The sequence below is a fragment of the Nocardioides cavernae genome, assembly GCF_016907475.1.
Lineage (GTDB): Bacteria > Actinomycetota > Actinomycetes > Propionibacteriales > Nocardioidaceae > Nocardioides > Nocardioides cavernae.
The window spans coordinates 431,063-454,177 of sequence record NZ_JAFBCA010000001.1 but is presented as its reverse complement, the minus strand read 5'-3'; the positions used below and the strand labels follow the sequence as shown (position 1 = coordinate 454,177).

Genomic DNA, 23,115 nt, shown 5'->3' with positions numbered 1-23,115 from the left:
TCCGAGAGGAACCGGCCCACCCGGGGTCGTCAGCCGCGATCGCGGAAGGGTCAGGACGATCGCGGTGACGCGGGGAGGGAGCCGTTCGGCCCCCCGGGCTGCTTGGGCTCCGGGGGCGGGGTGTGCTCGATCTCGTCCGCCCGGAGCGCGTCCATCCGCCAGATGACGGCGCAGCCGACGATCGCGACGAGGAGGGCGGCGGTGCTGATGAGGATCACGCTGACCATGGGAGTCTCCTGACGTCCGGTGGTTCCACTGGAGAGATGCGACAAAACCTCTACATACTTGTATAAGTTATGCGCGCAGGTCTGACAAGGTCGGGCCCTGCACTTTCTGAGGAGGGCACGTGGCGGACGGGGTCGCGGAAGGGTTCAGCATCGGTGTGCTGGCGGCGCGCGCGGGCGTGACGCCGGGGGTGCTGCGCACCTGGGAGAACAGGTTCGGGTTTCCCCGCGGAGAGCGCTCGGCCTCCGGTCACCGTCGCTTCTCCGACGTCGACGTGGCGCTGGTGCGACAGGTCCTCGAGGTGCGTGACTCGGGCCTCCCGCTCCAGGTGGCGATCGACTCCGTGGTGCGGGCGCAGGAGGCGGGCGAGCAGCGGTCGGCGTTCGCCGCCGCCGCGGAAGCCGTCGCCGGCGTACGTCCGCTCCGCCTGCACCGGCGCGCGCTGATCGCCGCCTCCCACGCGGTCGAGGACGAGTGCCTGGCGCGTGGCGACCGGGCGGTGGTGCTGGGCGCCTTCCAGCTCGGTCACCGCTACGCGTCCTCGCGGCAGCGCTGGGAGGAGCTCGGCCGCACCGCGTCCTGGGCCGCGGTCGTGGCGGACTTCGACGCCGGCACCGACCTCGACGCCGACCTCGCCGCCTCCCCGGTGCGCTGCCAGCTTCCGGGTGACTCGCCGCTCAGGCGGGAGTGGGCCGTGGTCTGCCTCAGCGAGTCGTACGCCGCCCTGGTGGTCGCGTGGGAGGTGCCGGCGGCGACGGGCCCGCCGACCTACGAAGCAGTCATCAGCACCCACCGCGGTGCCACGACGGCGGCCGGCCGGGTGCTCGCCGGCGTCGTGCGCGCGGCCGGGGGTGATGTACCCCCGGTGGCGGCGCGGCTCCTCGACGTGGCCGCTCCGGTGCGGGCGACGTCCGCGGTCGACGCCGACCGCACCTGGCTGCGCGCGCTCGCCGAGCTCGACCCCCGCTGACGGAGGTCGCACGGTGGCCCTCCAGCGGCTTCATCGGCTGGGGGGCGCGTCGGCCAGCTCGCCCACCGCGACTCCCGGGGCTGCTCACCCGTCAGGGGGTGGGCGCGCGCCGCGCCGGGAGTAGCGTCGAGAGGTGGCTGACCAGGCACGTGACGAGACCCCACAGGAGCGGGCGGACCGCAACTGGAACGAGCTGCTGCAGGAGCTCCGGGTGAGCCAGACCGGCGTCCAGGTGCTCGCCGGCTTCCTGGTCACGCTCCCGTTCCAGTCGCGGTTCGAGGAGCTCGACTCCTTCCAGCGGGTCTGGTACGTCTGCCTGCTGGCACTCGCGTTGAGCACCGTCGGCGTGATGCTCGCGCCCGTGGCCATCCACCGGCGCGTGTTCCAGTCCGACGCCAAGCCGGAGCTCGTCCAGGCCGGTCACCGGCTGACCAGCGTGGCCCTCGGGATGATCGCCGTGCTGATGGGCGGGATCTTCTTCCTCGTCGTCGACATGGTCTTCGACCGCAAGGCTGCCGCCGCGGGAGCCGTGGGCGCCGTGGTCGTGCTCGCGGGCCTGCTGGTCGTGCTGCCGAGGCGGGTCGCGAGCCGCAGCTGACGGGCGCTGTTCGGTGGGTCCTCATCGCGGTTGAGACAGCGGTGTCTCATGTGAGACACTGATGTCTCAATCGAAGGAGAGTGTCATGCCGAACCGCGACGACGTGCTGGGCGCGGCCCAGCGCATGCTCAACGCCGACCCGGGGGCGTCGATGGCCGGGATCGCCGAGGCGGTCGGCATCAGCCGCGCCACGATGCACCGGCACTTCGAGTCCCGTGAGGCGCTCCTCGTCGAGCTCGGCACGCGATCGCTCGACCGGTGGGAGCAGCGCCTCGACGAGGCCGACGTCGAGGCGCTCGCGGCCGAGGGCGACGCGACTCGCCTGCGCGCGGCGCTCGAGACGCTCGTGCTCGCCTACGTCGACGACTCCGACACGTTCGGCTTCGCGCTGACCGACCACGTCATCCTCGCGAACGCGGCGCTCGAGGAGCGGACGCAGGTCCTCGCCGACCGCGAGGCGGTGCTGGTCGCCGCCGCGCAGGAGGCCGGGGTGCTGCGCCGCGACCTGCCCCTGCGCTGGTTCGGCCACATGGCGTACGGCCTCCTGGTCGCGGCCCGCGAGGCAGTCCGCATCGGCGACATCGCCCGGCGCGACGCCGGGCATCTCGTGCTGTCGTCCCTGCTCGCCGGCGTGGCCACGCCATGACCACGCACCGGCACGCGCGCCTCGACCCGCCACGGGTGGCGCTCGACCCCCGACGCTGGTGGGCACTCGCCGTCCTGGCCGCCAGCCTGCTGGTGGTCGTGATGGACATGACCATCCTCAACGTCGCCCTGCCCGAGATGGCCGCCGAGCTGCACCTCACCTCGGTCTCCCAGCTGTGGGTCGTCGACGCGTACGCCCTCGCGCTGGCCGGCCTGCTCATCCCGGTCACCGCGCTCGGCGACCGCTGGGGACGCAAGCGGATGCTGCTGACCGGCTACGCCGCCTTCGCCGTCGGCTCGATCGCCATCCTCTGGGCGGACAGCGCCGCCGCCGTCATCGCGATCCGTGCCCTGCTCGGCATCGGCGGCGCGATGGTGATGCCCTCGACACTGTCGCTGATCCGTGCCGTCTTCACCGACGCCCGCGAGCGCACCCTCGCCCTCAGCATCTGGGGCGCCACGGCCGCGCTCGGTGCGGCCGTCGGACCCGTGGTCGGCGGTGCCCTGCTGGAGCGGTTCAGCTGGCACGCCGCCTTCCTGGTCAACGTGCCGCTCATGGTGGTCGCGATCGCGGCCGCCGCATGGCTTCTGCGGGAGAACCGGTCGGCCCGCCCCGGCCGCATCGACCTCGTCGGGGTGCTTCTGTCGGCCGGCGGCATGACGGCGTTCGTCTACGCCGCCAAGCTGCTGGGCAAGCACGGCCCCGAGCTCCCCACCCTCGCGCTGCTGGCGCTGGGCGTCGGGATGCTGGCCGCCTTCGCCCGCACGGCGCTCACCTCCGACCGTCCGATGCTCGACGTCCGCCTGTTCGCCCAGCCCGTGCTCCGCGCCGGCGTCGTGGCCGCGCTGGCCAGCAGTGCCGCGATGGCCGCGGTGCTCTTCGTGGGCAGCCAGTGGCTGCAGCTCGTCGAGGGGTGGAGCCCGCTGGAGGCGGGCCTCGCGCTGCTGCCGCTCGCGGTCGGCGCGATGGTCGCGTCGCCCTTCGCGCCCGCGCTGGCAGAGCGGACCAGTCCGCGCATCGTGCTGTCCGGCGGCCTGCTCGTGCTCGCGATCGGGCTCGGGCTGCTCGCCGTCGTGCCGACGACGTACGTCTGGGTCGCGGTGGCCTTCGGCGTCGTCGGGCTCGGCACCTCGTCCCTGGGTCTCGGCTCCGCCCTCATCATGGGCGCGGCCACCGACGACCAGGCCGGCTCCGCGGCGGCGGTCGAGGAGATCACCTACGAGCTCGGCGCCGTCCTGGGCATCACCTTCTTGGGCAGCCTGGTCGGTGCGGTCTACCGAGCCGGGCTCCCTGCCGGCGCGGACGGCGCCGCGCGCGAGTCCGTCGCGGGCGCCGTCGGCGGACCGTGGTTCGCCGAGGCCGCCGACGCGTTCGTCATCGCCTTCGCCTCGGTCGGAGCGGTCGGGGCCGTGCTCGCGGGCGTGTCGGCGTACGCCGTCTGGCGGCTGGTGCCGGCCGACCTCACCCTGGACGACGCCCACCACTGACGGCTTGGCTCTCCTAACCTAATGATCTAAGGTTAAATCCTCAGATCATCAGGAGGGAGTCGCCGTGCCACGTGCAGGACTCACGAGCGCCCGGGTGGCGGAGGCCGCCGCCGACCTCGCCGACGACGTCGGGCTCGACGGGGTGACGCTGACGGCGCTCGCCAAGCACTTCGGGGTCGCGACCCCCAGCCTCTACACGCACGTGCGCAGCGGCGCCGACGTCCGCACCCGGGTGGCGCTGCTGGCCCTCGACGAGACCGCCGACCTGGTCTCCGACGCCCTGGCCGGGGTCAGCGGCCGCTCCGCGCTGGCGGCCGTCGGCGGCGTCTGGCGCGGCTACGCCCGCCGGCACCCCGGCCGCTACGCCGCCACCCGGCTGCCGCTCGACGCGTCGACCGCCGCCGCCAGCGCCGGCCCGCGCCACGCTGAGCTGTCGCGCGCGGCGCTCCGGGGCTACGCCCTGTCCGGCGACGACGAGACGCACGCCGTGCGCCTGCTCGGCGCCACCTTCCACGGCTACGCCGCGCTCGACGCGGCCGGCGCCTTCAGCCACGGCGGGCCGTCCGTGCCCGCGTCCGACGACACGTGGGAGCGCGTGATCGACGGCCTCGACACCCTGCTCCGCTCCTGGGAGACCCGATGACCGACCTGTCCCTCGACGCCCTGGCTGCCCTCGTGAAGGGGTCCCTCGAGCTCGAGCGCACCGGTCGCGGCCTGCTGCCCCACCGGCTGCCCGCGTGGGCGCGGCGCCAGTCCGACGACCCGCAGCTGCACCTCGTCGAGGCCCAGCCTGCCGGCGTACGCCTCGCGCTGCGCACCACTGCCACCCGCCTCGAGCTGGACGTGCTTCCCACCAAGCGGCGCTACATCGGGGCGCCGGCGCGGCCCGACGGCTGGTACGACGTGCTGGTCGGGGGCGAGCTCGTCGAGCGGCACCAGGCGCCCGGCGGCAACGTGCTCGACGTCGACATGATGACCGGCGCCAGCACCTTCACGGCCGGTGAGCCGACGACCCTCGTCATCGCGCTGCCGCCGGGTGGGGCTGACGTCGAGGTCTGGCTGCCCCATGACGAGCAGACCGAGCTGATCGCCCTCCGGGCGGACGCCCCGGTGGTCCCGGTCGAGGACGACCGCCGCCGCTGGGTGCACCACGGCAGCTCGGTCAGCCACGGCTCCGTCGCGGTCCACCCGACCGAGCCGTGGCCGGTCGTCGCCGCCCGGCTGGCGGGGCTCGACCTGGTCAACCTCGGCCTCGGTGGCAGCGCCCTGCTGGACCCGTTCGTCGCGCGCACCGTCCGCGACGCCCCGGCCGACGTGATCAGCCTCAAGATCGGGATCAACCTGGTCAACCAGGACCTGCTGCGTCGTCGCGCCCTCGGACCCGCCGTCCACGGCTGGCTCGACACGATCCGCGACGGCCACCCGACCACGCCGATCCGCCTCGTCTCGTCCGTCTTCTGCGGCATCCACGAGAGCGTCCCAGGACCGACCGGACCCGACATGCAGGCGCTCGCCGAGGGCCGCGTCGCCTTCGTCGCCGCCGGCGACCCGGAGGCCGTGGCCCGCGGCGCGCTGACCCTCGAGGTGGTGCGCGAGGTCCTCGCCGAGGTCGTCGACCGGCGCGACGACCCCCACCTGTCGTACGTCGACGGGCTCGAGCTCTACGGCCGGGCGGACGCCGAGCGGCTGCCGCTTCCCGACAACCTCCACCCCGACTCGGCCACCCACCGGCTCATCGGCGAGCGGTTCGCGGCGCTCGGCGACTGGTAGCCGGGGTCGCCGTCGGTGGTGGCGGCACATCGCACCGGAGGTGCCGTCGGACCTGCGATCTGCCGCCACCCCCCGAAGGGCAGCACAGGTACACGCGGTCAGGCGTCGTTGGCGCAGCGGAAGCCGATGTTGCCCGAGGAGGACTCGGCGGTGTTCGAGGAGCGCGCCGCGACGCGATAGCGGTTGCAGTAGCTGTCGTGGCAGAGGTAGGACCCGCCGCGCATGACCCGGCTGACGAGGCCGTCGGCGGTGTCGTCCGGCTCCGCCGCGAGCGGGTCGGCGACCGGGTCCTCGCCGGCGCGGTCGGCGTACTCCGTCGGGCGGAACGCGTCCTGGCACCACTCCCACACGTTGCCGACGGTGTTGTGCAGCCCGTAGCCGTTGGGCTGGAACGCGGTCGCGGGCGCGGTGGTGAGGTGGCCGTCCTCGAGCGTGTTGTGCCGGGGGAAGTCGCCCTGCCAGATGTTGCAGCGCCAGCGGCCGCCGTGGGTGAGCTCGTCGCCCCAGGGGTAGCGCGCGCGGTCGAGGCCGCCGCGGGCGGCGTGCTCCCACTCGGCCTCGGTGGGCAGACGCTTGCCGGCCCAGCGGCAGTAGGCCTGGGCGTCGCGCCAGGAGACGTGCACGACCGGATGGTTCTGCAGGTCGCCGATGTCCGACCGCGGCCCGGCCGGGTGGCGCCAGTCGGCACCACGCACGGCCAGCCACCACGGCACGCCGGCGGCCCGCTGGAGGACGTCGGCCGGTGCGGCCTGCACGGCGAGGTGGAACACCGCGGACACGCCGTCGCGCTCCGCCTCGGTCACGTGGCCCGTGGCCTTCACGAAGGTGGCGAACTGCGCGTTGGTCACCGCCTTGGTGTCGATGAGGTACGGCGACACGCGGACCGCGTGCACGGGGCCCTCCCCGTCGGTGACGTAGCCGTCACCGTGACTGTCGCCCATCCAGAACGTCGCTCCCGGGATCCGGACCTGGCCGCGGGTGCTCCGCTCGCCCGGTGGGAAGGTGGCTGCCGCCGGCTCGACCTCGGGCCGTCCGGCCGTGGGGGCGCAGCAGGAGTCGCCGTGCGTCGTGCCGGGACCGTGTGCGCCCTCCACCAGGGGGAGCAGCGGGCGGCGCTCACCGGCGTCGTTCGGCGTGGTCACGAAACCACAGTAGGTCAGTCGAGTTGAACGGGCGTAGTGGGTCGCGCCGGTCACCCACTCCTCGGACGGGTGACGACCGACGGGGCCTAAGGCATTAAGTTGACTGGAAAACACGTATTAACCTCACGTCGACAGAAGGAAACCCCCGATGCCCTCTCGGAAGCTGCTCACGGCGATCGCCGCGCCAGCCGTCCTGACCCTGGCCAGCGTCGCCCCCGCCCTCGGCGGCACGCAGGCCGGCACCGCCAGCGCCGCGCCCGCCAAGGCCGCCTCGTCGCAGGCGCCGCGCCCCAACCTCGTCTTCGTCATGGCCGACGACCTCGGCTGGGCCGACCTCAGCAGCGGCCTGCCCAACGGCGGCTACGCCAACGACTACAACGAGACCCCGCAGCTCGACCGGCTCGCGGCGGAGGGACAGAGCTTCACCGAGGCGTACGCCTCCGTGCAGTGCAGCCCCACCCGCACCGCGCTCCACACCGGCCAGTACGCCACCCGCCCGACCAACAACACGTACGCGGTGAGCGGGATCGCCGGCCTGCCCAGCGATCCCCTGCTCGGGGCGCCGCACGGTCGGCCCGAGGACGGCCGCTCGGCGGTCCCGGTCGGCTACCCGACCGTCGGCGAGACCCTGCAGGGCGCCGGCTACGCCACCGGCTACTCGGGCAAGTTCCACGTCGCCGGGTCCGCTGCCGAGATCGTCGCCAGCCACGGCTTCGACGAGAACTGGGGCGGCAGCCAGAACTCGCACGCGACCTACTACTTCGCGACGAACGACCAGTTCAACGACTCGGTCTCGCCGAGCCTCGACCAGTTCGCGGCGGACTACACCCAGGACTACGTCGACGAGAACATCGCGCCCTACAGCCACGGTGTGAGCGACGCCCAGCTCGACGCCCTCGTCGGCACCGACAAGCACGTGACCGACGCCCAGACCGATGCGGCCATCGACTTCATCGACCGCAGCAAGGACGAGCCGTTCTTCGCCTTCGTCAGCGAGTTCGCGCCGCACTTCCCGGTCAACGACGCCCAGGCCCGCTCGGACCTGCTCGCGAAGTACCGCGCGAAGGCGCCGGGCTCAGCCCCCGCGAAGCCGTCGTACGCCGCGCTCACCGAGGCCGTCGACCAGTCGGTGGCCCGCATCGTCGACTACCTCGAGACCACGCCCGACCCGCGCAACGGCGGCAAGCCGCTCGCCGACAACACCCTCGTCATCTTCACCTCCGACAACGGCGGCGAGGAGGACCCGATCGATGCGGGCGCCTACAACGGCCCGCTCCGTGAGGACAAGGGCTTCATGTACGAGGGCGGCGTGCGCGTCCCGTGGATCGTGTGGAGCGGTGGCTCCGACCTCGTCCGCGGTGGCGGGCGCACCAACGAGACGATCGTCAACAGCACCGACCTCTACACGACCCTCGCGTCCTACGCGCAGGCCGAGCTGCCCGCCGGCGTCCCGCTCGACGGCGTCGACCTGAAGCCGGCGTTCAGCAAGGGCACGACGATCAACCGCGACCACTTCCACCACGTCCCCGGCTACGTCCGGTTCGGCGGACAGGTGCAGTCGCGACCGTTCTCCAGCGTCCGCGACGGCCGCTGGAAGCTCTACTACGAGTACACCGACGGCTCCTTCGAGCTCTACGACCTCAAGGCCGACCTCGGCGAGACCACCGACCTCGCGGCCGACCGGCCCGGCCAGGTGCACCGCCTCGGCCAGAAGCTGATCGCCTGGCTCGACGAGACCGACGCGCCGCTCGCGACGCTGCGCCAGGGGCAGCCGCCCCGCGTGATCGAGGACGTCAGCGGCGAGACGTACGCCAACGGCACGATCACCCGACGTCGCGGCGAGACGATCACCGTCACCGCGGGCCAGCCGGTCCCGTTCGTGCTGCCCCGCCCGTAGCGGCCCCACCTCGACGGGCCCGGACGCGTGTGTCCGGGCCCGTCGTGCGCGTCAGCCCGCCACCGCCCCCGCGATCGCCTGTTCCAGCCGGTCGACGCCTTCGTGGAGCTCGGCCTCCGAGATGGTGAGCGGTGGTGCCATCCGGATCACCCCGCCCAGCCCGGGCAGCTGCACGATGTTGATGTGCAGCCCCAGCTCGAGCGCGGCCGCGGTGACGGCACGCCCGAGCTCGTCCGCCGGGGTCCGGCTCTCCTTGTCGGTGACCAGCTCGACGCCCTGCAGCAGCCCGCGGCCGCGGACGTCGCCGACCACCTCGTAGCGCTCGCGCAGGTCGAGGAGCCGGTCGCCGAGCTCCTTGCCGAGCACCTTGGCGCGGTGCGCGAGCCCGTCGCGCTCGACCACGTCGAGCACCGTCAGTGCCACCGCGGCCGCGAGCGGGTCGGAGGAGTGGGTGGTGAAGAAGAGGTGCCCGCGCTCGTGACAGCGCTCCTCGATCTCCGGCGAGGTCACCACCACGGCGACCGGCAGCCCCCCGCCGAGGGTCTTGGACAGGGTGATGATGTCGGGCACCACCCCGTCGCGCTCGATGGCGTACATCGTGCCGGTGCGGCCCAGTCCGGTCTGCGCCTCGTCGACGACCAGCAGCATCCCGCGCTCGCGGCACCTGTCCTGCAGGCGCGCCAGGTAGCCCTCGGGCAGCTCGAGGATCCCGCCGGAGGACAGGATCGGCTCGACGAGGCAGGCGGCGAGGCTGCCGGTGGACTGCCGGTCGAGGGTGGCGAAGCCGTAGTCCATCTCGGTCTCCCAGTCATGGCTGCCGTCCGGGCGCCGGAAGGGCGAGCGATACGCGTCGGGCGCAGGGAGGGTGAGGTTGCCGACCGGCGGCGGGCCGTAGCCGTGTCGGCCGGCGGAGAACGTCGCGCCCGCCGCTCCGGTCGTCATGCCGTGCCACGACCGGTCCAGGGCGACGACCTCGTAGCGGCCCGTCGAGAGCTTGGCCATCTTGATCGCCGCCTCGTTGGCCTCGCCGCCCGTGCTCAGCAGCTGCATGCGGCTCAACGGCTCCGGCAGGCTCGCGGCCAGACGACGCGCCAGCTCGACCACCGGACGGCTCAGCATCCCGGAGTAGAGGTGGTCCAGGGTCGAGATCGACTCGGTGACCGTGCGCACCACCTCGGGGTGCGAGTGGCCCAGGACGGCGCTCATCTGGCCGGAGGTGAAGTCGAGGATCGCGCGGTCCTGCTCGTCGTAGACGTAGCAGCCCGCCGCCCGCGCGATGATGCGTGGCGTGAACCCGCCGCCGTACCGGATCAGGTGCTGCTCGGCGTCCTGCCAGAAGGTGTCGGCTCCCATGTCGGCTCCCGTTCTCGGTGGATGCGCACAGACTCGCAAAGGACGCCTCCCCGCGCGAGACCCTAGAGTCGGCCCATGGCTCGCTACGGCGCTCAGTTCGGCCCCGACATCACCTTCCTCGGCGTCCCGGCGTGCGACCTCGACGACGAGGCGACCTACGCCGACGCGGACGTCGTGGTCGTCGGCGCCCCCTTCGACGGTGGTACGTCGCACCGGCCGGGCACGCGCTTCGGCCTGCAGGCCATCCGGATGACCGACTACCTGCCGCACGACGGCTCGCGGCCCTCGCTGGCGCTGCGCACCGACGCGCTGCAGGACCTGAAGGTCGTCGACGCCGGCGACGTCGAGCTGCCGCCCGGCGACATCGAGACCACCCTCGGCCGGCTCGAGGCGGCCGTCGAGAAGGTGACCCGTGCAGGTGCGATCCCGGTCGTGCTCGGCGGCGACCACTCGATCGCCTACCCCGACGCCAAGGGCGTGGCCAACGTGCTCGGCCACGGCCGCGTGTCGATGATCCACTTCGACGCGCACGCCGACACCGGCGACATCGAGTTCGGCTCGCTGTGGGGGCACGGCCAGCCGATGCGCCGGCTCATCGAGTCGGGAGCGTTGCGCGGCGACCGGTTCCTCCAGGTCGGGCTCCGCGGCTACTGGCCCGGTCCCGAGACCCTCGACTGGATGGCCGCGGAGCGCATGCGCTCCTACGAGATGACCGAGATCGTGCACCGCGGGCTCACGGCCTGCCTGACCGAGGCCTTCGGCATCGCGACCGACGAGTGCGAGGGGGTCTTCCTCTCCGTCGACATCGACGTCTGCGACCCCGGCCACGCGCCCGGCACCGGCACGCCGGAACCCGGAGGGTTGACCGCGCGCGAGCTGCTCGACTCCGTACGCCGCATCTGCCTCGAGCTGCCCGTCGTCGGCATCGACGTGGTGGAGGTCAGTCCGCCCTACGACCACGCCGACATCACCGCCGCCCTCGCCAACCGCGTGGTCCTCGAGGCCCTCTCGGCGATCGCCCGGAAGCGGCGCGACGAGCGCGACGGCACGACCTGGGACCCGGGCCGTCCGCTGCTCGACCGCTAGGGATGCCCGGGTCGTCCGGCCCGGGCGGGCCAGGTCCTTCGGGCCTGACGTCGACAGCAAGAGCGGAGCACGCTGGAGGCTCCGACGAGTCCGGGAGGTCCCGATGCCGATCGTCCAGTACACCCAGCACGACTGGCCACCGGGCTCCTACGCGCTCGTGTTCTTCGCCGCGGCGGCGCTCTTCCTGGTCGGCATGGGCATCTTCCTGATCGGGGCGAACCGCGAGCAGCGCGGCACCACCGCCCGCCACGCGCGGGGCGACAAGCACGGCCCCGTCCTCCACTGACGATCGACCGCTCGCCCTGACGTCGGGCGGGACGTCATGGCCGGTGGTCGTCGGAGCAGCCGCTCGCCATGACGTCCCGGCCGGACGGACGACGTCACGCGGCCGGGGCCTCGGTGGCGTAGGCGTGGCTGGCAGCCACGATGCCGAGGACGACGGCGAGCTCGGCGTCGTCGCGCGGGCCGAACACCATCACGAAGCCGGGGGAGAGGCGCGATCCCGCCCACATGTGCGGCCGGCCCCAGCCCTGGGTGACGAGGTCCGCTGCCAGGTCGGGCGGCAGGACGAGGTGCATCGACCCGTCGTGCTCCGGGTGCAGGTGGGCGAACTCGCCGACCTGCGGCACGAGCCACGCCCGCGGGTCGGGCGAGCCCTCGCTGAGGGTGAGGCCCCGCGCACCGGGCACGGAGATGCGGGACGGCCCGACCTCCACGCCGGCCAGGGTGCGAAGCTCGTCGAAGAGACGCTCCTGCAGGTGCGCGGAGGCGTTCTGGGACTCCTGCTGCTGCGGGATGGTCCAGCTCACCTCGGGGCGGTCGCCCGCCCGCTGCGGCAGCTCGCCGTCGGGCAGCGTGACCCAGCGGACGTCCGACCGGAGGCCGGCCGGTGTGGCACCGAGCTCGGTCACGTGGGTCAGGCGGTGGGAGATCCAGTCGCCGAGCTGGTGGACGGCGTCGGCCGTGAGCTGGTGGCCGCCGCGCCCGCGGTGGGCGACGGTCGGGGCACCGGACTCGGACAACAGGTAGTGCCAGGTGCGGTCCAGCAGCTCGCGCGGGATGACGTGGTCCCCCTCGCCCTGGGCGACGAAGACCGGCAGGTGGGCCAGTCGCCCGGGGTCGGTCGCGAGGCCCGCCCCGAAGGGGAGGGTGCCGTAGAGGATCGCGGCCCCGGCGAACCGGGCCGGGTCGTCGAGCACGAGGCCGCCGGCGAAGGCCGCGCCCCCGCTGAAGCCCACGAGGAGCACGGGACGTCCCACGGGCGCGACCTCGTCGAGCCACGAGCGGAACCAGTCCATCGTGCTGCGCAGCGACTCCTGGACCGGGCGCCCGATGCCGCGGTTGGCGAACCACGCGTAGCCGCCGCCCTCGGCGATCGGCGCCCGCACCGCGGCGTACGCCGGCCCGGCCGGCAGGTGCGCGGCGAGGCCGAGGATCTGGGCCTCGTCGGAGCCGCGGCCGTGCAGCAGCACGACCAGCGGCGCTGCCGGGTCGGTGGAGCCGTGCACGGCGACCACCGGACGGGCGAAGACGGTCGTGCTCATCGCACGTCCTCCTCGGCCAGCGGGACCAGCTCACCGGCGGTGCGGACCCCACCCCAGCGGCGTACGTCGCCGGGGAGGTCGAGGCGCTCGACGGGCGCAGCGTCGGCGTAGGCGCCCCACTCGGCGCGGGGCAGCATCCACATCACCTCGAACTCGTTGCCGTCCGGGTCCTTGCCGTAGACGCTCTTGGTGGCGCCGTGGCTCGACTCGCCGGTGTAGGAGTCGAGCTCGGCCAGCGTGACGCGGGCCTGCTCGAGCTCGTCGATCGTGTCGACCTGCCAGGCGAGGTGGTAGAGCCCCAGGCCGCCGCGGGGCCGCGGCGGCTGGGCGCCGACCCCGAACAGGCCGAGGTCGTGGTGGTTGCCCGAGCGGGGGAGCCGCAGGAAGGCAGCGTTCGCGCGGGGCTCGCGCGCCATCACCGACATGCCGAACGCCCGGGAGTAGAACGAGATGCTCTGCTCCAGGTCCGACACGTACAGGACGGCGTGGTTGAGGCGGACGGCGTTGACGGTCATGGGTGCGCTTCCTCTGGTGGTGCTGTGGGTTCTCGGTGGGGGATGGGGCCTGGCGGTCAGGCGACGGCGCCGAAGCCGCCGGTCCAGGAGATCTTCTCGCTGGCGGCGAGGGTGAGCTGGAGGAAGCCGAGGGCCTCGAGCTCGCGGGCGCGCTTGAGGGAGCCGGCGTCGACGGCCTGGACGCCACCGGAGGTGACGATTGCGGCGAGGGTCGACTTGGCGTCGGCGTCGTCTCCGGCGATCAGGACCGTGGTGGTCAGGGGGCCGACGGTGCCGGCGGCGAGGGTGCCCGCGAAGGTGGTGTTGAAGGCCTTGAGGACCTTGGAGTCCGGCAGGGCGGCGGCGATCTCGGCGGCGGCGGAGCCGTCGGCCGGGACGACGAGGGAGTCGAAGGTCTCGAAGTCGAGGGGGTTCGTGATGTCGACGACGACCTTGCCGGCGAGCTGCTCGCCGCGCTTGGCGATGACGTCGCCGACGGCGGGGTAGGGGACGGCGAGGACGACGACGTCACCCGAGATGGCGGTGTCGACGTCGCTCTGGCCGAGCTGCTGGACGCTGTGGCCGCCCTTGGCCGCGATCGAGGCGATGGCCTGGCTCATGTTGCCGGTGCCGATGATGCTGAGGTTCGTCATGGTGCGCTCCTTGAGGGGTGGTGGTGCGGCAACCATTTGGTTGTCACTTCAAGTAACACCCTACAGGCTTTGGTTGTTCCGTCAAGTAAACGCTATCCTTGTGCCATGGAGACCCAATGGCTCGACCAGACCGAGCGGGAGGCCTGGCTGCGCCTGATCGCAGTGGTCGAGCTGCTCCCGGGGGTGCTCGACACCCAGCTGCGCAGCTCGTCGGGGGTGACCCACTTCGAGTACCTCGTGCTCGCGATGCTCTCGGAGGCTCCCGACCGGACCCTGCGCATGACGGCCCTGGCCCAGCGCACCAACGCCACGCTGCCGCGTCTCTCCCACGTCGTACGACGCCTCGAGGACCGCGCGCTCGTCGAGCGGTTCCCCTGCCCGGAGGACGGCCGCGCCACCAACGCCCGCCTCACCGGGCCCGGCTGGGAGGCGGTGGTCGCCGCCGCGCCGGGGCACGTCGACACCGTGCGACACCACGTCCTCGACCCGCTCACCCGCGAGCAGCTCGGCCAGCTCAAGGAGATCGGCGACGCGCTCCTGTCCCGGCTCGACCCCGACGGGCGGATGACCGCGCTCTACGACCCGGAGCGGGCCGGCTGAGCTGCGCCTGACCGGCTAGATGCCGAGCCCGAGCAGCCCCAACGGCTCGGACATCTCGGTCTCCTCGTACGCGAAGTGCGACTCGAGGTCGGCCCGGAGGTCCGCGACGGCGGCCACCAGCTCGCCGATCCGTCCGGCGTCGGTCCGCACGGCCACCGCCAGGTCGTCGACCCGCTCGAGGTGGGCATGGACGACCAGGTGCTCCTCGGCCAGGCGTGCCGCGACGGGCGCGTAGGCCTGGATCGTCGCGACCGCGGGGAACATGTTCTGGTCCTCGATGGTGTGGTGCATCGTCAGGAAGCGGCAGACCTGCCCGCACAGCCCGGCGACCTGCTGGGTCGTCAGCGACGGCGCCAGCCCGTGGATCCCGGCGCGGACGGCCTCCACCTCGCTCGCCCCGTCGGCTGCGCCGTCACCTGCCGCGTCCTGCAGGGTCTCGACGGCCCGGGTCAGGGTCTCCAGCTGGCGGCGGAAGTGGTCGTGGACCATCCGCAGGTGGTCGCCGGCCGCGCGCTGGCGCGGCTCCAGCTCGACCGAGCCCGCGACGCGTGGTCGGGTGGCGTCATCGATGGGCGGCACGCGGCCGAGCCTACGGGCGGCCCCGCGCCGAGTTGCCCCACCTTGCCTCGCGTTGCCCCAAGTTGCCTCAACGAGGGGATACCGCGCGTCCGCGGGCCGTCACTAGGTTCAGGAGGTTGGCAGCCGACCGCTTTCGGCATCGGGTCGAACGTGGGTGCCGGCCGCCCGAGAGGGAGCGATGAAGACTGCGTCCAAGCTGTTGATCGCGAGCACGACCTCCGTCCTGCTCGCCACCGCGGCTGCCTCGTCCGGATCCGGGGCCGTCCAGACCGTCACCACCAAGGCACACCCGGGCCACTCGGCCCACAGTGTCACCCCGAGCAACCCGCAGGCCAAGAAGTTCGTGAAGGGTGTCTCCGTCCCGGAGATCACCGAGCACCAGGTCGCCCTGCAGCAGATCGCGTCCCTCAACAACGACACCCGCGAGGTGTTCTCGAACGGCTACCAGGAGTCGCTCGACTACGTCGTGTCGACGCTGCGCGCCGCCGGCTACCAACCCGAGGTCGACCAGTTCAACTTCCCGTTCTGGGAGGAGACGCAACCACCGGTCCTCAACATGGTCGCGCCGACGCCCAAGACGTACGTCCCGGGCGATGCCGAGGACAACGACCTGCCCACGGCCGACTTCATCACCATGGCCAACTCGCCGACCGTGGAGCTCACCAACGCTCCCGTGTTCCCCGTCGGCGGCATCGTCGACCCGCCCACGGGCGGCTCGGCCAGCGGCTGCGCGGCGGGTGATTACGCCGGCGTCTCCGGCAAGGTCGCGCTCGTCCAGCGCGGCACGTGTTCCTTCGTCGCGAAGTGGGGGTTGGCCCAGGCGGCCGGCGCCACGGGCGTGATCATCTACAACGAGGGCAACACGCCCGCCCGGCAGAACCCGCTCTTCGTGGACAACCAGCCGGACGTCCCCGCGACGATCGCGGCAGTGATCACGAGCTACACCCTCGGCAACGAGCTGCTGCAGGCCTACAAGCTGGGCCAGAACCCGACCGTCGACTTCAAGGTCTACGGGGACTTCACGGACCGCTTCCTGCCGCAGGTGATCGCCGAGACACGTGGCGGCGACCCCAACCACGTCGTCGTGGTCGGCGCGCACCTCGACTCCGTGCCGGCGGGTCCGGGCATCAACGACGACGGCTCCGGCACGGCGACGCTGCTCGCCCAGGCCGAGGAGGTCGCGCAGGGCCACTACAAGCTCCGCAACAAGATCCGGTTCATGTGGTTCGGCGCCGAGGAGAACGGGCTGGTCGGCTCGTCCTACTACGCCCACAACCTCAGCCAGAGCGAGGTGGACAAGATCGACGTGATGCTCGACTACGACATGCTCGCTTCCGCCAACTACATCCGCGGGGTCTACGACGGTGACGGCAACGCCGCCCCCGGCAACCCCACCGGACCGGAGGGCTCGGGGAAGGTCGAGCAGGTCTTCGACGACTGGTTCAGCGCGCAGGGGCTCGAGAGCACCCGGCGGGCGTTCGACGGTCGGTCCGACTACGTGGGCTTCACCGAGCGCGGGATCCCGTCGGGAGGCATCTTCGCCGGCGCCGAGGGAGTCAAGACGGCCGAGGAGGCTGCCATCTACGGCGGGGCAGCAGGCTCGTGGTTCGACCCGTGCTACCACCAGCTCTGCGACAACCTGATCACGGTGCTGACCGGAGTCCCGGCGCTCGACGCCGACGGTCTGGCACCCGGTGGGACAGAGGCCGAGAAGCGCGCTGCGCAGCGGGCGATGGCAGGGGGAGCGATCAAGAGCCTCACCGAGCTCTCGGCCGCGGCCAGCTACGCCGTCTACTACTTCGCTGCCTCGAAGGACCCCTTCAGCGCGAAGGTCCACAAGGCCCGCAAGGCGGCCAGGGCGGCCAAGGCCGGCAGGTCCGGTCCTGACTACAAGTGGCGCGGCCACGGGAACCCGGTCCGCCGCTAGCGAGTCCTGTCCCGTGCGCTGCCCCGTCCCGGGCGGCGCACGGGACACCCATGTCCCGGACCACCCGACTGTGGGAGTCGTGTAGGACCGGCGTGGGTGGGATGGATGGCGGTGGTGTCGAAGGCTGGTCGACGACAGCATCCGAGCCGAGAGGGCCAGCCATGACCACCACCTTCAGCACCACTCCGACCGCCGACCGCCCATGGGTGCACGAGATGGTCATCGTCCATCGCGTCTTCCGGCGTGAGCTCACGATCCTGCCGCGGCTCGTCCGCGAGGTCAGCGACGACGACACGAAGCGCGCGGCGACGCTCGCCGGCGCGGTGCGGCTCGTCCTCGGCGGTCTGCACCACCACCACACCGGTGAGGACGTGATCCTGTGGCCGGCTCTCCTCGAGCGGGCGGCGCCGTCCACCGGGCTCGTCGAGACGATGCAGGCACAGCACGAGGTCGTCGAGGGCCACATGGCACGCGTCGAGCCTCTCCTCCAGGCGTGGGAGAAGTCGCCGACGACAGCCCGCGGAGCCGAGCTCGCCGACCTCCTCGACCGCCTGGCCACTGCCCTCGTCGAGCACCTCGACCTCGAGGAGCGCGAGATCCTCCCGCTCGCGGAGCGCCACGTCACCGTCGCGGAGTGGAACAGCCTCGGCGAGCAGGGCATCGACGAGATGGACCAGAAGCAGCTGCCCATCATCTTCGGCGCGATCCTCGAGGAGTGCGCCCCCGAGGAGCGTCGCGCGATGCTCGCGAAGCTCCCGCTGCCGGTCCGCCTCGTCGTCCGGACCGTCGGTGCGTGGCAGTACCGGCGCTACGTCACCCGCGTCCGCGGTCGGTGATCTCGGCGACGACCGTCCCCGCGAGCTCCGCCACCTGGACGGCCGTCATCGACCGGCCGACCTCCCACGAAGCGAGGAAGGCGCGCTCGCCCAGTGCGTCCCGCGCCGTCACCAGGCCGGCGTCGGCGGTCTCGCGGGACGGCGGGAAGTGCGGGTCGACCGCGGTGGCGGCACCGAGGGTCGCCGCGGCGCCGAACAGCGTGGCAGCGGCCTCGTGGTCGCCGGACCGTGCCGCCACGCCCGCCAGCGCCGGCACCGCGTACCCGATCGTCCAGGTGAGCCGCAGTGGCCAGGCGGTGCGGAGGGACTCCCCGAGGAGCATCGCCGCGCCGCGGTCGTCGCCGAGCACCTCACGCAGCGTCGCCACGGTGTTGAGGGTGGTCGCCAGGGCGAACTCGTTCCCGAGCTCTCGAGCGGCGGCGAGCGCATCTCGGAGCAGCGACTGGGCCGTGTCGACGTCGCCGCCGACGAGCGCCCGCTGGCCGAGCCCGATGAGGAAGTGGAGGGAGATCCAGCGCCCGGCGTCACCCCCCGGCAGCTGCAGGTCCGGTCGCAGCAGCTCCGCCGCCGCGGCGAGGTCACCCGCGAACACCGCGGCCAGGCCGGCGAGCACCCTCGCCTCGCCCTCGATCGTCGGGTCACCGACCCGGTGCGCGAGTGGCAGGGCCACGGCGGCTTCGCGCCTCATGCCGGCGACGTCACCGACGACGAGCATGAGCCCCATGCGGGCGACCGCAGCGCGGACGACCGCGGCGTCCGTCCCGGCACCGGCGAGGCCGTCGAGCCACCCCAGGCCCTCGCGCGCGTACCCCCGCAGGCCGAGGTGCAGCCACAACGAATGGGTGAGGTCGGCCGCGTCGGCGTGGCGGTCGAGCTCGAGCAGCCGGAGGTAGGCCGAGCGCAGGTTCGCATGGTCGGCGTCGAGGCGGTCGAGGACGTGCCCGATACCGCTGGACAGCAGCCGGCCGTGGGCCTCGCCCGCCAGCTCGCGGAAGTGCGCGGCGTGGGCCTCGGCCGTCGGGAGGGCGACGCCCGCCGCCTGCGCCCGCACGGCTGCGTACTGCCGCACCGGCTCGAGCAGCCGGAAACGCGGGATCCGGTCCGGTGCGGCCACGGGCACCACGAGTGACTGCTCGACCAGCGACGTCAGCGCCGGGAGGACGTCGTCCGAGCCCTGCGCGCCGCCGGCACTGCCGACGACAGCGTCGACCGAGTCGAGCGAGAAGCCGCCCGAGAAGACCGACAGGCGCATGAGGAGGTCCCACTCCTCGGGCTCGAGGAGGTCCGCACTCCAGTCGAGGACGGTCGTCATCGTCCGCTGGCGGTCCGGGAGGTCGCGAGGTCCGTCACCGAGACCGGGGTCGAGCCCCCGATGCTCGAGTCGGGCCAGCAAGGCCTCCGGCGGCAGGACGCGAGCACCGGCCGCGGCGAGCTCGAGCGCCAGGGGGAGGCCGTCGAGGCGCCGTACGATCCCGGCGAGGGTGGCCGCGGTCTCCGGGGTCACTGCCCACTGGACGCCCGTCGCCGCGGCGCGGTCGAGGAACACCGAGATCGCGGGCGACGCGGAGACGGAGGCGGGCTCGTCGTCCTCGGGCAGTGCGAGCGGGCCGACCGGGACCTCGCGCTCGGCGCGGACGCGCAACGGGGCGCGACTGGTCGCGACCACGGTCAGCCCGGGGGCGCGTGCCAGGAGGTCGGCGACCGCCGGAGCGGCGGCCAGGACCTGCTCGAGGTTGTCGAGGACCACCAGGACGCGTCGCCCCGCGAGGTGCGCGGCCAGGTGGTCGGCGAGCCCGGCGGCGTGGGCACCCTCCACGACGCCCAGTGCCGTCGCGATGCGGGGCAGGACGACGGCGGGGTCGCGCACGGGCGACAGGTCGACGAACGTGGTGCCGTCGGGGAAGGACCCCCCGGCCCGCGTCAGCACCTCGGTCGCCAGCCGGGTCTTGCCCACGCCGCCCGGCCCGGTCAGCGTGACGAGCCGTTCGGCGGTCCCTGCGGTCCCTGTGGTCCCAGCGACGAGGTCGAGGATCCGGCGGAGCTCGTCGCTGCGCCCGAACGTGGGTCCGGTCGGTGACGGCACGGCAGTGGCGGACGGCTCCGGCGCGGGTGGCGGGGCGTCGACCTCGGGCGGCGACGACATCGGCGAGCGGGACGGGACCGCCGCGAGAAGGCCGGCGCGCTCGTCGTCCTCGAGACGGAGCCCGTCGGCGAGCGAGCGAACCGTGTGGGGATAGGGGCGCCGCCGCTCGCCGCGCTCGAGGGCGCTGATGGCCTTGGCCGTGACGCCGGACCGCTCGGCGAGCTCCTCCTGGGTCAGCGACCGCGACTCGCGCAGGCGCCGGAGCGCAACGGCGAACCCGCCCGGTCCTGTGTCGGCCTCCACGGTGCAGACGCTAGTGGCTCGAACGGCACCGCCGGCAGGGTCAGCTCCGGCACCCCGGTGGTGTGGGAGCGGTGTGGGTGCCGTGTGGGTGGGGTGGCGCCCGGTGGCCGTCGCAGGGTGGGACCTGGCGGCACGAGGCCGTCCACGAGGGAAGGAAACCCCATGACCACGACGCAATCGACGGCGGCTCCGTCGGGCACCTCGAGGGAGCGGACCGCGACGTACGGCCGGCAGATGTCCGGGGTGATGCTCGCCGCGTTCGCGCTGTCCGTCGTCCACACGGTGTACGCGGCCGTCCAGGGCATCGAGGACCCCACCTTCACGGTGACCACGCCGCTGGCGTGGGGCTTCTACGCCGTGGCGTTCGCGATGTCGGCGCTGGCACGGAGACCGGGGCGGGCCGCGCAGGCGACCGTGCTCGTCTACCTCGCAGTCATCCTCGTCATCGCGGTGTTCTACTACCCGACGACGTTCGGGCTCGAGAAGCAGACCGTGTTCGGGTGGTTCGAGAACGACGTCTACGTCGGACTGCTCGCCGTGGCGACCTACCTCGGGGTCGCGCGCTGGCGCGGGACGGTCCTCCGGCCCTCGTGAGGGCCATCCGATCGCTCGGCACGCTCGTGGTGGTCGGCGGCGGGCACGCGCTGGTCCGCGGAGCGCCGGTGGTGCTGCCGGAGTCCGCGGCCGATCTGCACGACGCTGTAGGCGATGAGGCCGAACGCGAACCAGTTCACGAGCTGTCCGAGCGGTCCGGTGGCCATCCAGACCGAGACGTAGCCGACGAGGGGCACCGAGTACCACACCTCGCCCTGGACCTGGGCCGGTCGCACCGGGTCGGGGTCGGGAGCGTCGTTGGCGTCACCCTGCGTGATGTAGCGCGTGCCCTCGGAGCCGTAGGTCACCCCGATCACCCGGTGGGTGGTGAGCCGGGGGTCGTCGGAGGTCGGCTGGAAGGTGATGACCTGGCCGACCTCGAGGTGCCGCGTGTCGGCGTCGCGGACGATCACCACGTCGCCGGGGTCGTAGGTCGGGACCATCGATCCGCTCAGCACCGTCAACGGCTTGCCCCCCGTGGCCTTCGGCACCACGATCAGCGCCAGGCCCGCGCCGACCACGATCGCGAGCAGCGCCCAGCTGATGGTCTTGGCGGCGAGGCGCCCGACGCCGCTCACGAGGCGTACTCCGTGCAGGTGGGAGCGCCGTTGCCGCGCTGCAGCCGGATGGCGTTGCTGCGGGCGCTCTCGGTGCCGCCGACGACGGCGGTGACGCGGACGAAGCCCGACTCGCCTCGGTCGAGGGTGGTCGAGACCTGCGTCTGGCTGCCGGGCACGGTGCCGGCGAGGCTGTAGGTGCCGTTCTGCGTGGTGGCCCGGTAGAACCGGTAGGCGGTGGCGCCGGTGATCGCGGACCACGAGAAGGTGTAGCTGCCCTGCCCGTTCGCGTTGCCGGGGCTGCAGTCGAGGACCGGTTCGGTGACGACGATCGTCACCGGCACCGTCACGGTCTGCGCGGCGGTGGTCCAGCCGGCGACCGTGGTCCCGCGCACCTGGGCGCCCGAGTAGCTGAGCCGGACGGTGGCGCTCGTCGCGGTCGTCGAGGCGGACGCGGAGACGGTCACGCACGTCGTGAAGGAGCCGCCCGGTGCCAGGTCGACCGCTCCCTGGGCGGTGGCGGTGCACCCGTTCGCCGTGGCGGTGGTGAGGCTCGCGGTGATGCCGGTGGGCAGGGACCCCGTGAGGGTGGGCGTGGCCCGCTGCCGCAGGTTCCTCGCCGCGGTGCTCGAGGTGTCGGTCACCGTCACCCGCGTCGACTCGGTCGAGCCACGCTCGACCTCGAGGGTGGTCGGGGACGCCGTCGCTCCCAGCCCCATGGTCGCCGAGGAGACGCCGGCGGTCTGGAGGTTCGCCCGGCTCACCCACGAGGCGTGCGTCCCTCCCGTGGTGGCGCCCCCGATGAGGAGGACGCCGACCACGGCGGCGAGGAGCAGGGTCCGAGGCGACATGAGCAGGTGAGGGGTGCGGGTCAGCCCTGGCTGATGGTGAACGCGGCGGCCGGCAGCGTGGCGGCCTTGTTCTGGTCGACCTGGTTGGCCGTGCCGGCCGGCAGGGTGTAGGTCACCTTGGCGGTCAGCGTCGCGGTGCCGAAGGGCTGGGCGAAGGTGAAGGTGCCCGCCGTGCTCCCCGCCGTGATGTCGGTGGTGCTGGAGGTGATGTCGACGGTCTGGGTCAGCCCGGTGAAGGTGGTGGCCAGCGCCGGCTTGACGTAGGCGATCGTGCCCTTGAGGTTCTTGCCGGAGCCCTTGACGGTGAAGGTCTGGGTGTAGGTGACCTTGTCGCCCGGCACCATCTTGTCCGTGGCGGTCCAGTCGTTGGCCGCCGCCGAGTTGGCGTCGTCGTAGACCCCGGCAGAGGTGGCGATGTCGAGCTCGCCGGACTGGACGCCGTGGGCGGCCAGGTCCTCGCTGTCGCTCCACAGCGCGTAGGTGCCGAAGCCGCCCATCAGCAGCGCGATGCCGGTCGCGCCGGCGATGGAGCCCTTGATCATGGTGTTCATGCCGATATCCCGCTTCATGTCAGCAGCTCCTCCGAATGGGAGCCGATGAGAGGACGCTAGGGACGGCGATCAGGTCGGTACGGGCGTTTTCAACCACCGTGGCCGCACCGTGGACGGTTCTTTACTTTGCCGAAGATTTTACCCACGGGTGCTTGCTTGCTCTGTGTCGATCTGATCTGCGCGCCTGGTCCCGCTCGCTGCGCTCGCGAGCAGGCGCTTGCTCGGCGTCAACGAGAAAAGACCCACCGGGATGATGCGTTCCGGTGGGTCTTTCTCGCTGAACCTCGCTGCGCGCCTGTAGGGATTCGAACCCCAAACCTTCTGATCCGTAGTCAGATGGTCCAGTCCTGGTCGTGAGCGTAGAACCGC

At 72.7% G+C, this 23,115-nt stretch carries 24 protein-coding genes and 1 tRNA gene; 13 read left to right on the top strand and 12 right to left on the bottom strand.

Translation table 11 applies throughout. The features are described from left to right. Window positions 1-50 precede the first annotated feature (50 nt). Complete coding sequence (locus JOD65_RS02165; RefSeq protein WP_191193961.1) at window positions 51-227, bottom strand: hypothetical protein; 177 nt, start codon at window positions 225-227, stop codon at window positions 51-53. Window positions 228-346: 119 nt separating this feature from the next. Between JOD65_RS02165 and JOD65_RS02160 the strand changes: the two genes are divergently transcribed. From JOD65_RS02160 to JOD65_RS02135, 6 genes are all read left to right on the top strand, one after another. Then, the gene (locus JOD65_RS02160) at window positions 347-1,195 is read left to right on the top strand and encodes a DICT sensory domain-containing protein (RefSeq protein WP_191193962.1); all 849 of its coding nucleotides are present in this window, start codon (window positions 347-349) and stop codon (window positions 1,193-1,195) included. A 133-nt stretch (window positions 1,196-1,328) separates the two neighbouring features. Next, window positions 1,329-1,793 (top strand): DUF6328 family protein, encoded by a 465-nt coding sequence (locus tag JOD65_RS02155; RefSeq protein ID WP_191193963.1) that lies wholly within the window; start codon window positions 1,329-1,331, stop codon window positions 1,791-1,793. Between the two features lie 85 nt (window positions 1,794-1,878). Continuing rightward, window positions 1,879-2,439 carry a TetR/AcrR family transcriptional regulator gene (locus JOD65_RS02150; RefSeq protein ID WP_191193964.1) on the top strand — a complete coding sequence of 187 codons (561 nt, stop codon included), beginning with the start codon at window positions 1,879-1,881 and terminating at the stop codon, window positions 2,437-2,439. Beyond that, window positions 2,436-3,926 carry an MFS transporter gene (locus tag JOD65_RS02145; protein WP_191193965.1) on the top strand — a complete coding sequence of 497 codons (1,491 nt, stop codon included), beginning with the start codon at window positions 2,436-2,438 and terminating at the stop codon, window positions 3,924-3,926. The genes JOD65_RS02150 and JOD65_RS02145 overlap by 4 nt, the downstream gene beginning before the upstream one ends. A 64-nt stretch (window positions 3,927-3,990) precedes the next feature. Beyond that, window positions 3,991-4,569 carry a TetR-like C-terminal domain-containing protein gene (locus JOD65_RS23885; RefSeq protein ID WP_191193966.1) on the top strand — a complete coding sequence of 193 codons (579 nt, stop codon included), beginning with the start codon at window positions 3,991-3,993 and terminating at the stop codon, window positions 4,567-4,569. Next, window positions 4,566-5,696: an SGNH/GDSL hydrolase family protein gene (locus tag JOD65_RS02135; RefSeq protein ID WP_191193967.1), complete on the top strand. Its 1,131-nt coding sequence runs from the start codon at window positions 4,566-4,568 to the stop codon at window positions 5,694-5,696. The genes JOD65_RS23885 and JOD65_RS02135 overlap by 4 nt, the downstream gene beginning before the upstream one ends. A gap of 98 nt (window positions 5,697-5,794) precedes the next feature. On the opposite strand, the gene JOD65_RS02130 is transcribed toward JOD65_RS02135, so the two are convergent. Then, window positions 5,795-6,790: a formylglycine-generating enzyme family protein gene (locus JOD65_RS02130; protein WP_504739244.1), complete on the bottom strand. Its 996-nt coding sequence runs from the start codon at window positions 6,788-6,790 to the stop codon at window positions 5,795-5,797. A 196-nt stretch (window positions 6,791-6,986) separates the two neighbouring features. On the opposite strand from JOD65_RS02130, the gene JOD65_RS02125 reads away from it, so the two are divergent. Continuing rightward, the gene (locus tag JOD65_RS02125) at window positions 6,987-8,735 is read left to right on the top strand and encodes a sulfatase (RefSeq protein ID WP_191193968.1); all 1,749 of its coding nucleotides are present in this window, start codon (window positions 6,987-6,989) and stop codon (window positions 8,733-8,735) included. Between the two features lie 51 nt (window positions 8,736-8,786). On the opposite strand, the gene JOD65_RS02120 is transcribed toward JOD65_RS02125, so the two are convergent. Then, window positions 8,787-10,088, bottom strand: coding sequence for an aspartate aminotransferase family protein (locus JOD65_RS02120; RefSeq protein WP_191193969.1), 1,302 nt, complete (start codon window positions 10,086-10,088; stop codon window positions 8,787-8,789). A 75-nt stretch (window positions 10,089-10,163) separates the two neighbouring features. Between JOD65_RS02120 and speB the strand changes: the two genes are divergently transcribed. Together speB and JOD65_RS02110 are read left to right on the top strand one after the other, a co-directional pair. Continuing rightward, entirely contained in the window at window positions 10,164-11,174 is a 1,011-nt protein-coding gene (gene speB / locus JOD65_RS02115) for an agmatinase (RefSeq protein WP_191193970.1), read from the top strand. Between the two features lie 103 nt (window positions 11,175-11,277). After that, window positions 11,278-11,460 carry a hypothetical protein gene (locus JOD65_RS02110; protein WP_191193971.1) on the top strand — a complete coding sequence of 61 codons (183 nt, stop codon included), beginning with the start codon at window positions 11,278-11,280 and terminating at the stop codon, window positions 11,458-11,460. Between the two features lie 94 nt (window positions 11,461-11,554). Here the strand turns inward: JOD65_RS02110 and JOD65_RS02105 are convergent, their stop codons facing one another. Genes JOD65_RS02105 through JOD65_RS02095 form a run of 3 tightly spaced genes read right to left on the bottom strand, consistent with a single transcriptional unit; the run spans window position 11,555 to window position 13,865 of the window. Then, entirely contained in the window at window positions 11,555-12,718 is a 1,164-nt protein-coding gene (locus JOD65_RS02105) for a luciferase domain-containing protein (protein ID WP_191193972.1), read from the bottom strand. Beyond that, window positions 12,715-13,233: a VOC family protein gene (locus tag JOD65_RS02100; RefSeq protein WP_191193973.1), complete on the bottom strand. Its 519-nt coding sequence runs from the start codon at window positions 13,231-13,233 to the stop codon at window positions 12,715-12,717. The genes JOD65_RS02105 and JOD65_RS02100 overlap by 4 nt, the downstream gene beginning before the upstream one ends. Before the next feature lie 56 nt (window positions 13,234-13,289). Further along, complete coding sequence (locus JOD65_RS02095) at window positions 13,290-13,865, bottom strand: NADPH-dependent F420 reductase (RefSeq protein WP_191193974.1); 576 nt, start codon at window positions 13,863-13,865, stop codon at window positions 13,290-13,292. Between the two features lie 105 nt (window positions 13,866-13,970). On the opposite strand from JOD65_RS02095, the gene JOD65_RS02090 reads away from it, so the two are divergent. Further along, window positions 13,971-14,465: a MarR family winged helix-turn-helix transcriptional regulator gene (locus tag JOD65_RS02090; RefSeq protein ID WP_191193975.1), complete on the top strand. Its 495-nt coding sequence runs from the start codon at window positions 13,971-13,973 to the stop codon at window positions 14,463-14,465. Between the two features lie 15 nt (window positions 14,466-14,480). Here the strand turns inward: JOD65_RS02090 and JOD65_RS02085 are convergent, their stop codons facing one another. Next, a complete protein-coding gene (locus JOD65_RS02085) occupies window positions 14,481-15,044 on the bottom strand; it encodes a hemerythrin domain-containing protein (protein WP_191193976.1) in 564 nt (187 codons plus the stop codon). Window positions 15,045-15,222: 178 nt separating this feature from the next. Here JOD65_RS02085 and JOD65_RS02080 point away from each other — a divergent pair, with 178 nt between their 5' ends. Both JOD65_RS02080 and JOD65_RS02075 read left to right on the top strand, forming a co-directional pair. Further along, window positions 15,223-16,971, top strand: a complete 1,749-nt coding sequence (locus JOD65_RS02080; RefSeq protein ID WP_191193977.1) for a M28 family metallopeptidase — start codon at window positions 15,223-15,225, stop codon at window positions 16,969-16,971. Window positions 16,972-17,132: 161 nt separating this feature from the next. Next, window positions 17,133-17,807: a hemerythrin domain-containing protein gene (locus JOD65_RS02075; RefSeq protein ID WP_191193978.1), complete on the top strand. Its 675-nt coding sequence runs from the start codon at window positions 17,133-17,135 to the stop codon at window positions 17,805-17,807. On the opposite strand, the gene JOD65_RS02070 is transcribed toward JOD65_RS02075, so the two are convergent. Then, the gene (locus JOD65_RS02070; RefSeq protein WP_191193979.1) at window positions 17,785-20,193 is read right to left on the bottom strand and encodes an ATP-binding protein; all 2,409 of its coding nucleotides are present in this window, start codon (window positions 20,191-20,193) and stop codon (window positions 17,785-17,787) included. The two genes, JOD65_RS02075 and JOD65_RS02070, sit on opposite strands and share 23 nt — an antisense overlap. Before the next feature lie 162 nt (window positions 20,194-20,355). Between JOD65_RS02070 and JOD65_RS02065 the strand changes: the two genes are divergently transcribed. After that, window positions 20,356-20,787 carry a hypothetical protein gene (locus JOD65_RS02065; RefSeq protein ID WP_191193980.1) on the top strand — a complete coding sequence of 144 codons (432 nt, stop codon included), beginning with the start codon at window positions 20,356-20,358 and terminating at the stop codon, window positions 20,785-20,787. On the opposite strand, the gene JOD65_RS02060 is transcribed toward JOD65_RS02065, so the two are convergent. The 4 genes from JOD65_RS02060 to JOD65_RS02045 form a co-directional block, all read right to left on the bottom strand. Then, complete coding sequence (locus tag JOD65_RS02060) at window positions 20,739-21,365, bottom strand: signal peptidase I (RefSeq protein ID WP_191193981.1); 627 nt, start codon at window positions 21,363-21,365, stop codon at window positions 20,739-20,741. The genes JOD65_RS02065 and JOD65_RS02060 overlap by 49 nt on opposite strands. Then, the gene (locus tag JOD65_RS02055) at window positions 21,362-22,195 is read right to left on the bottom strand and encodes a hypothetical protein (protein ID WP_191193982.1); all 834 of its coding nucleotides are present in this window, start codon (window positions 22,193-22,195) and stop codon (window positions 21,362-21,364) included. The genes JOD65_RS02060 and JOD65_RS02055 overlap by 4 nt, the downstream gene beginning before the upstream one ends. A 20-nt stretch (window positions 22,196-22,215) precedes the next feature. Further along, window positions 22,216-22,764, bottom strand: coding sequence for an alternate-type signal peptide domain-containing protein (locus tag JOD65_RS02050; protein WP_191193983.1), 549 nt, complete (start codon window positions 22,762-22,764; stop codon window positions 22,216-22,218). Between the two features lie 272 nt (window positions 22,765-23,036). Then, window positions 23,037-23,115: transfer RNA gene (locus JOD65_RS02045), tRNA-Arg, on the bottom strand.

Coding starts and splice junctions, on each gene's coding strand:
- JOD65_RS02075 (WP_191193978.1), top strand. CDS start 17,133: ATGACCACCACCTTCAGCACCACTCCGACCGCCGACCGCCCATGGGTG.
- JOD65_RS02120 (WP_191193969.1), bottom strand. CDS start 10,088: ATGGGAGCCGACACCTTCTGGCAGGACGCCGAGCAGCACCTGATCCGG.
- JOD65_RS02150 (WP_191193964.1), top strand. CDS start 1,879: ATGCCGAACCGCGACGACGTGCTGGGCGCGGCCCAGCGCATGCTCAAC.
- JOD65_RS02095 (WP_191193974.1), bottom strand. CDS start 13,865: ATGACGAACCTCAGCATCATCGGCACCGGCAACATGAGCCAGGCCATC.
- JOD65_RS02100 (WP_191193973.1), bottom strand. CDS start 13,233: ATGACCGTCAACGCCGTCCGCCTCAACCACGCCGTCCTGTACGTGTCG.
- JOD65_RS02135 (WP_191193967.1), top strand. CDS start 4,566: ATGACCGACCTGTCCCTCGACGCCCTGGCTGCCCTCGTGAAGGGGTCC.
- JOD65_RS02080 (WP_191193977.1), top strand. CDS start 15,223: ATGAAGACTGCGTCCAAGCTGTTGATCGCGAGCACGACCTCCGTCCTG.
- JOD65_RS02050 (WP_191193983.1), bottom strand. CDS start 22,764: ATGAAGCGGGATATCGGCATGAACACCATGATCAAGGGCTCCATCGCC.
- JOD65_RS02055 (WP_191193982.1), bottom strand. CDS start 22,195: ATGTCGCCTCGGACCCTGCTCCTCGCCGCCGTGGTCGGCGTCCTCCTC.
- JOD65_RS02110 (WP_191193971.1), top strand. CDS start 11,278: ATGCCGATCGTCCAGTACACCCAGCACGACTGGCCACCGGGCTCCTAC.
- JOD65_RS02145 (WP_191193965.1), top strand. CDS start 2,436: ATGACCACGCACCGGCACGCGCGCCTCGACCCGCCACGGGTGGCGCTC.
- JOD65_RS02065 (WP_191193980.1), top strand. CDS start 20,356: ATGACCACGACGCAATCGACGGCGGCTCCGTCGGGCACCTCGAGGGAG.
- JOD65_RS02090 (WP_191193975.1), top strand. CDS start 13,971: ATGGAGACCCAATGGCTCGACCAGACCGAGCGGGAGGCCTGGCTGCGC.
- JOD65_RS02165 (WP_191193961.1), bottom strand. CDS start 227: ATGGTCAGCGTGATCCTCATCAGCACCGCCGCCCTCCTCGTCGCGATC.
- JOD65_RS02105 (WP_191193972.1), bottom strand. CDS start 12,718: ATGAGCACGACCGTCTTCGCCCGTCCGGTGGTCGCCGTGCACGGCTCC.
- JOD65_RS02125 (WP_191193968.1), top strand. CDS start 6,987: ATGCCCTCTCGGAAGCTGCTCACGGCGATCGCCGCGCCAGCCGTCCTG.
- speB (WP_191193970.1), top strand. CDS start 10,164: ATGGCTCGCTACGGCGCTCAGTTCGGCCCCGACATCACCTTCCTCGGC.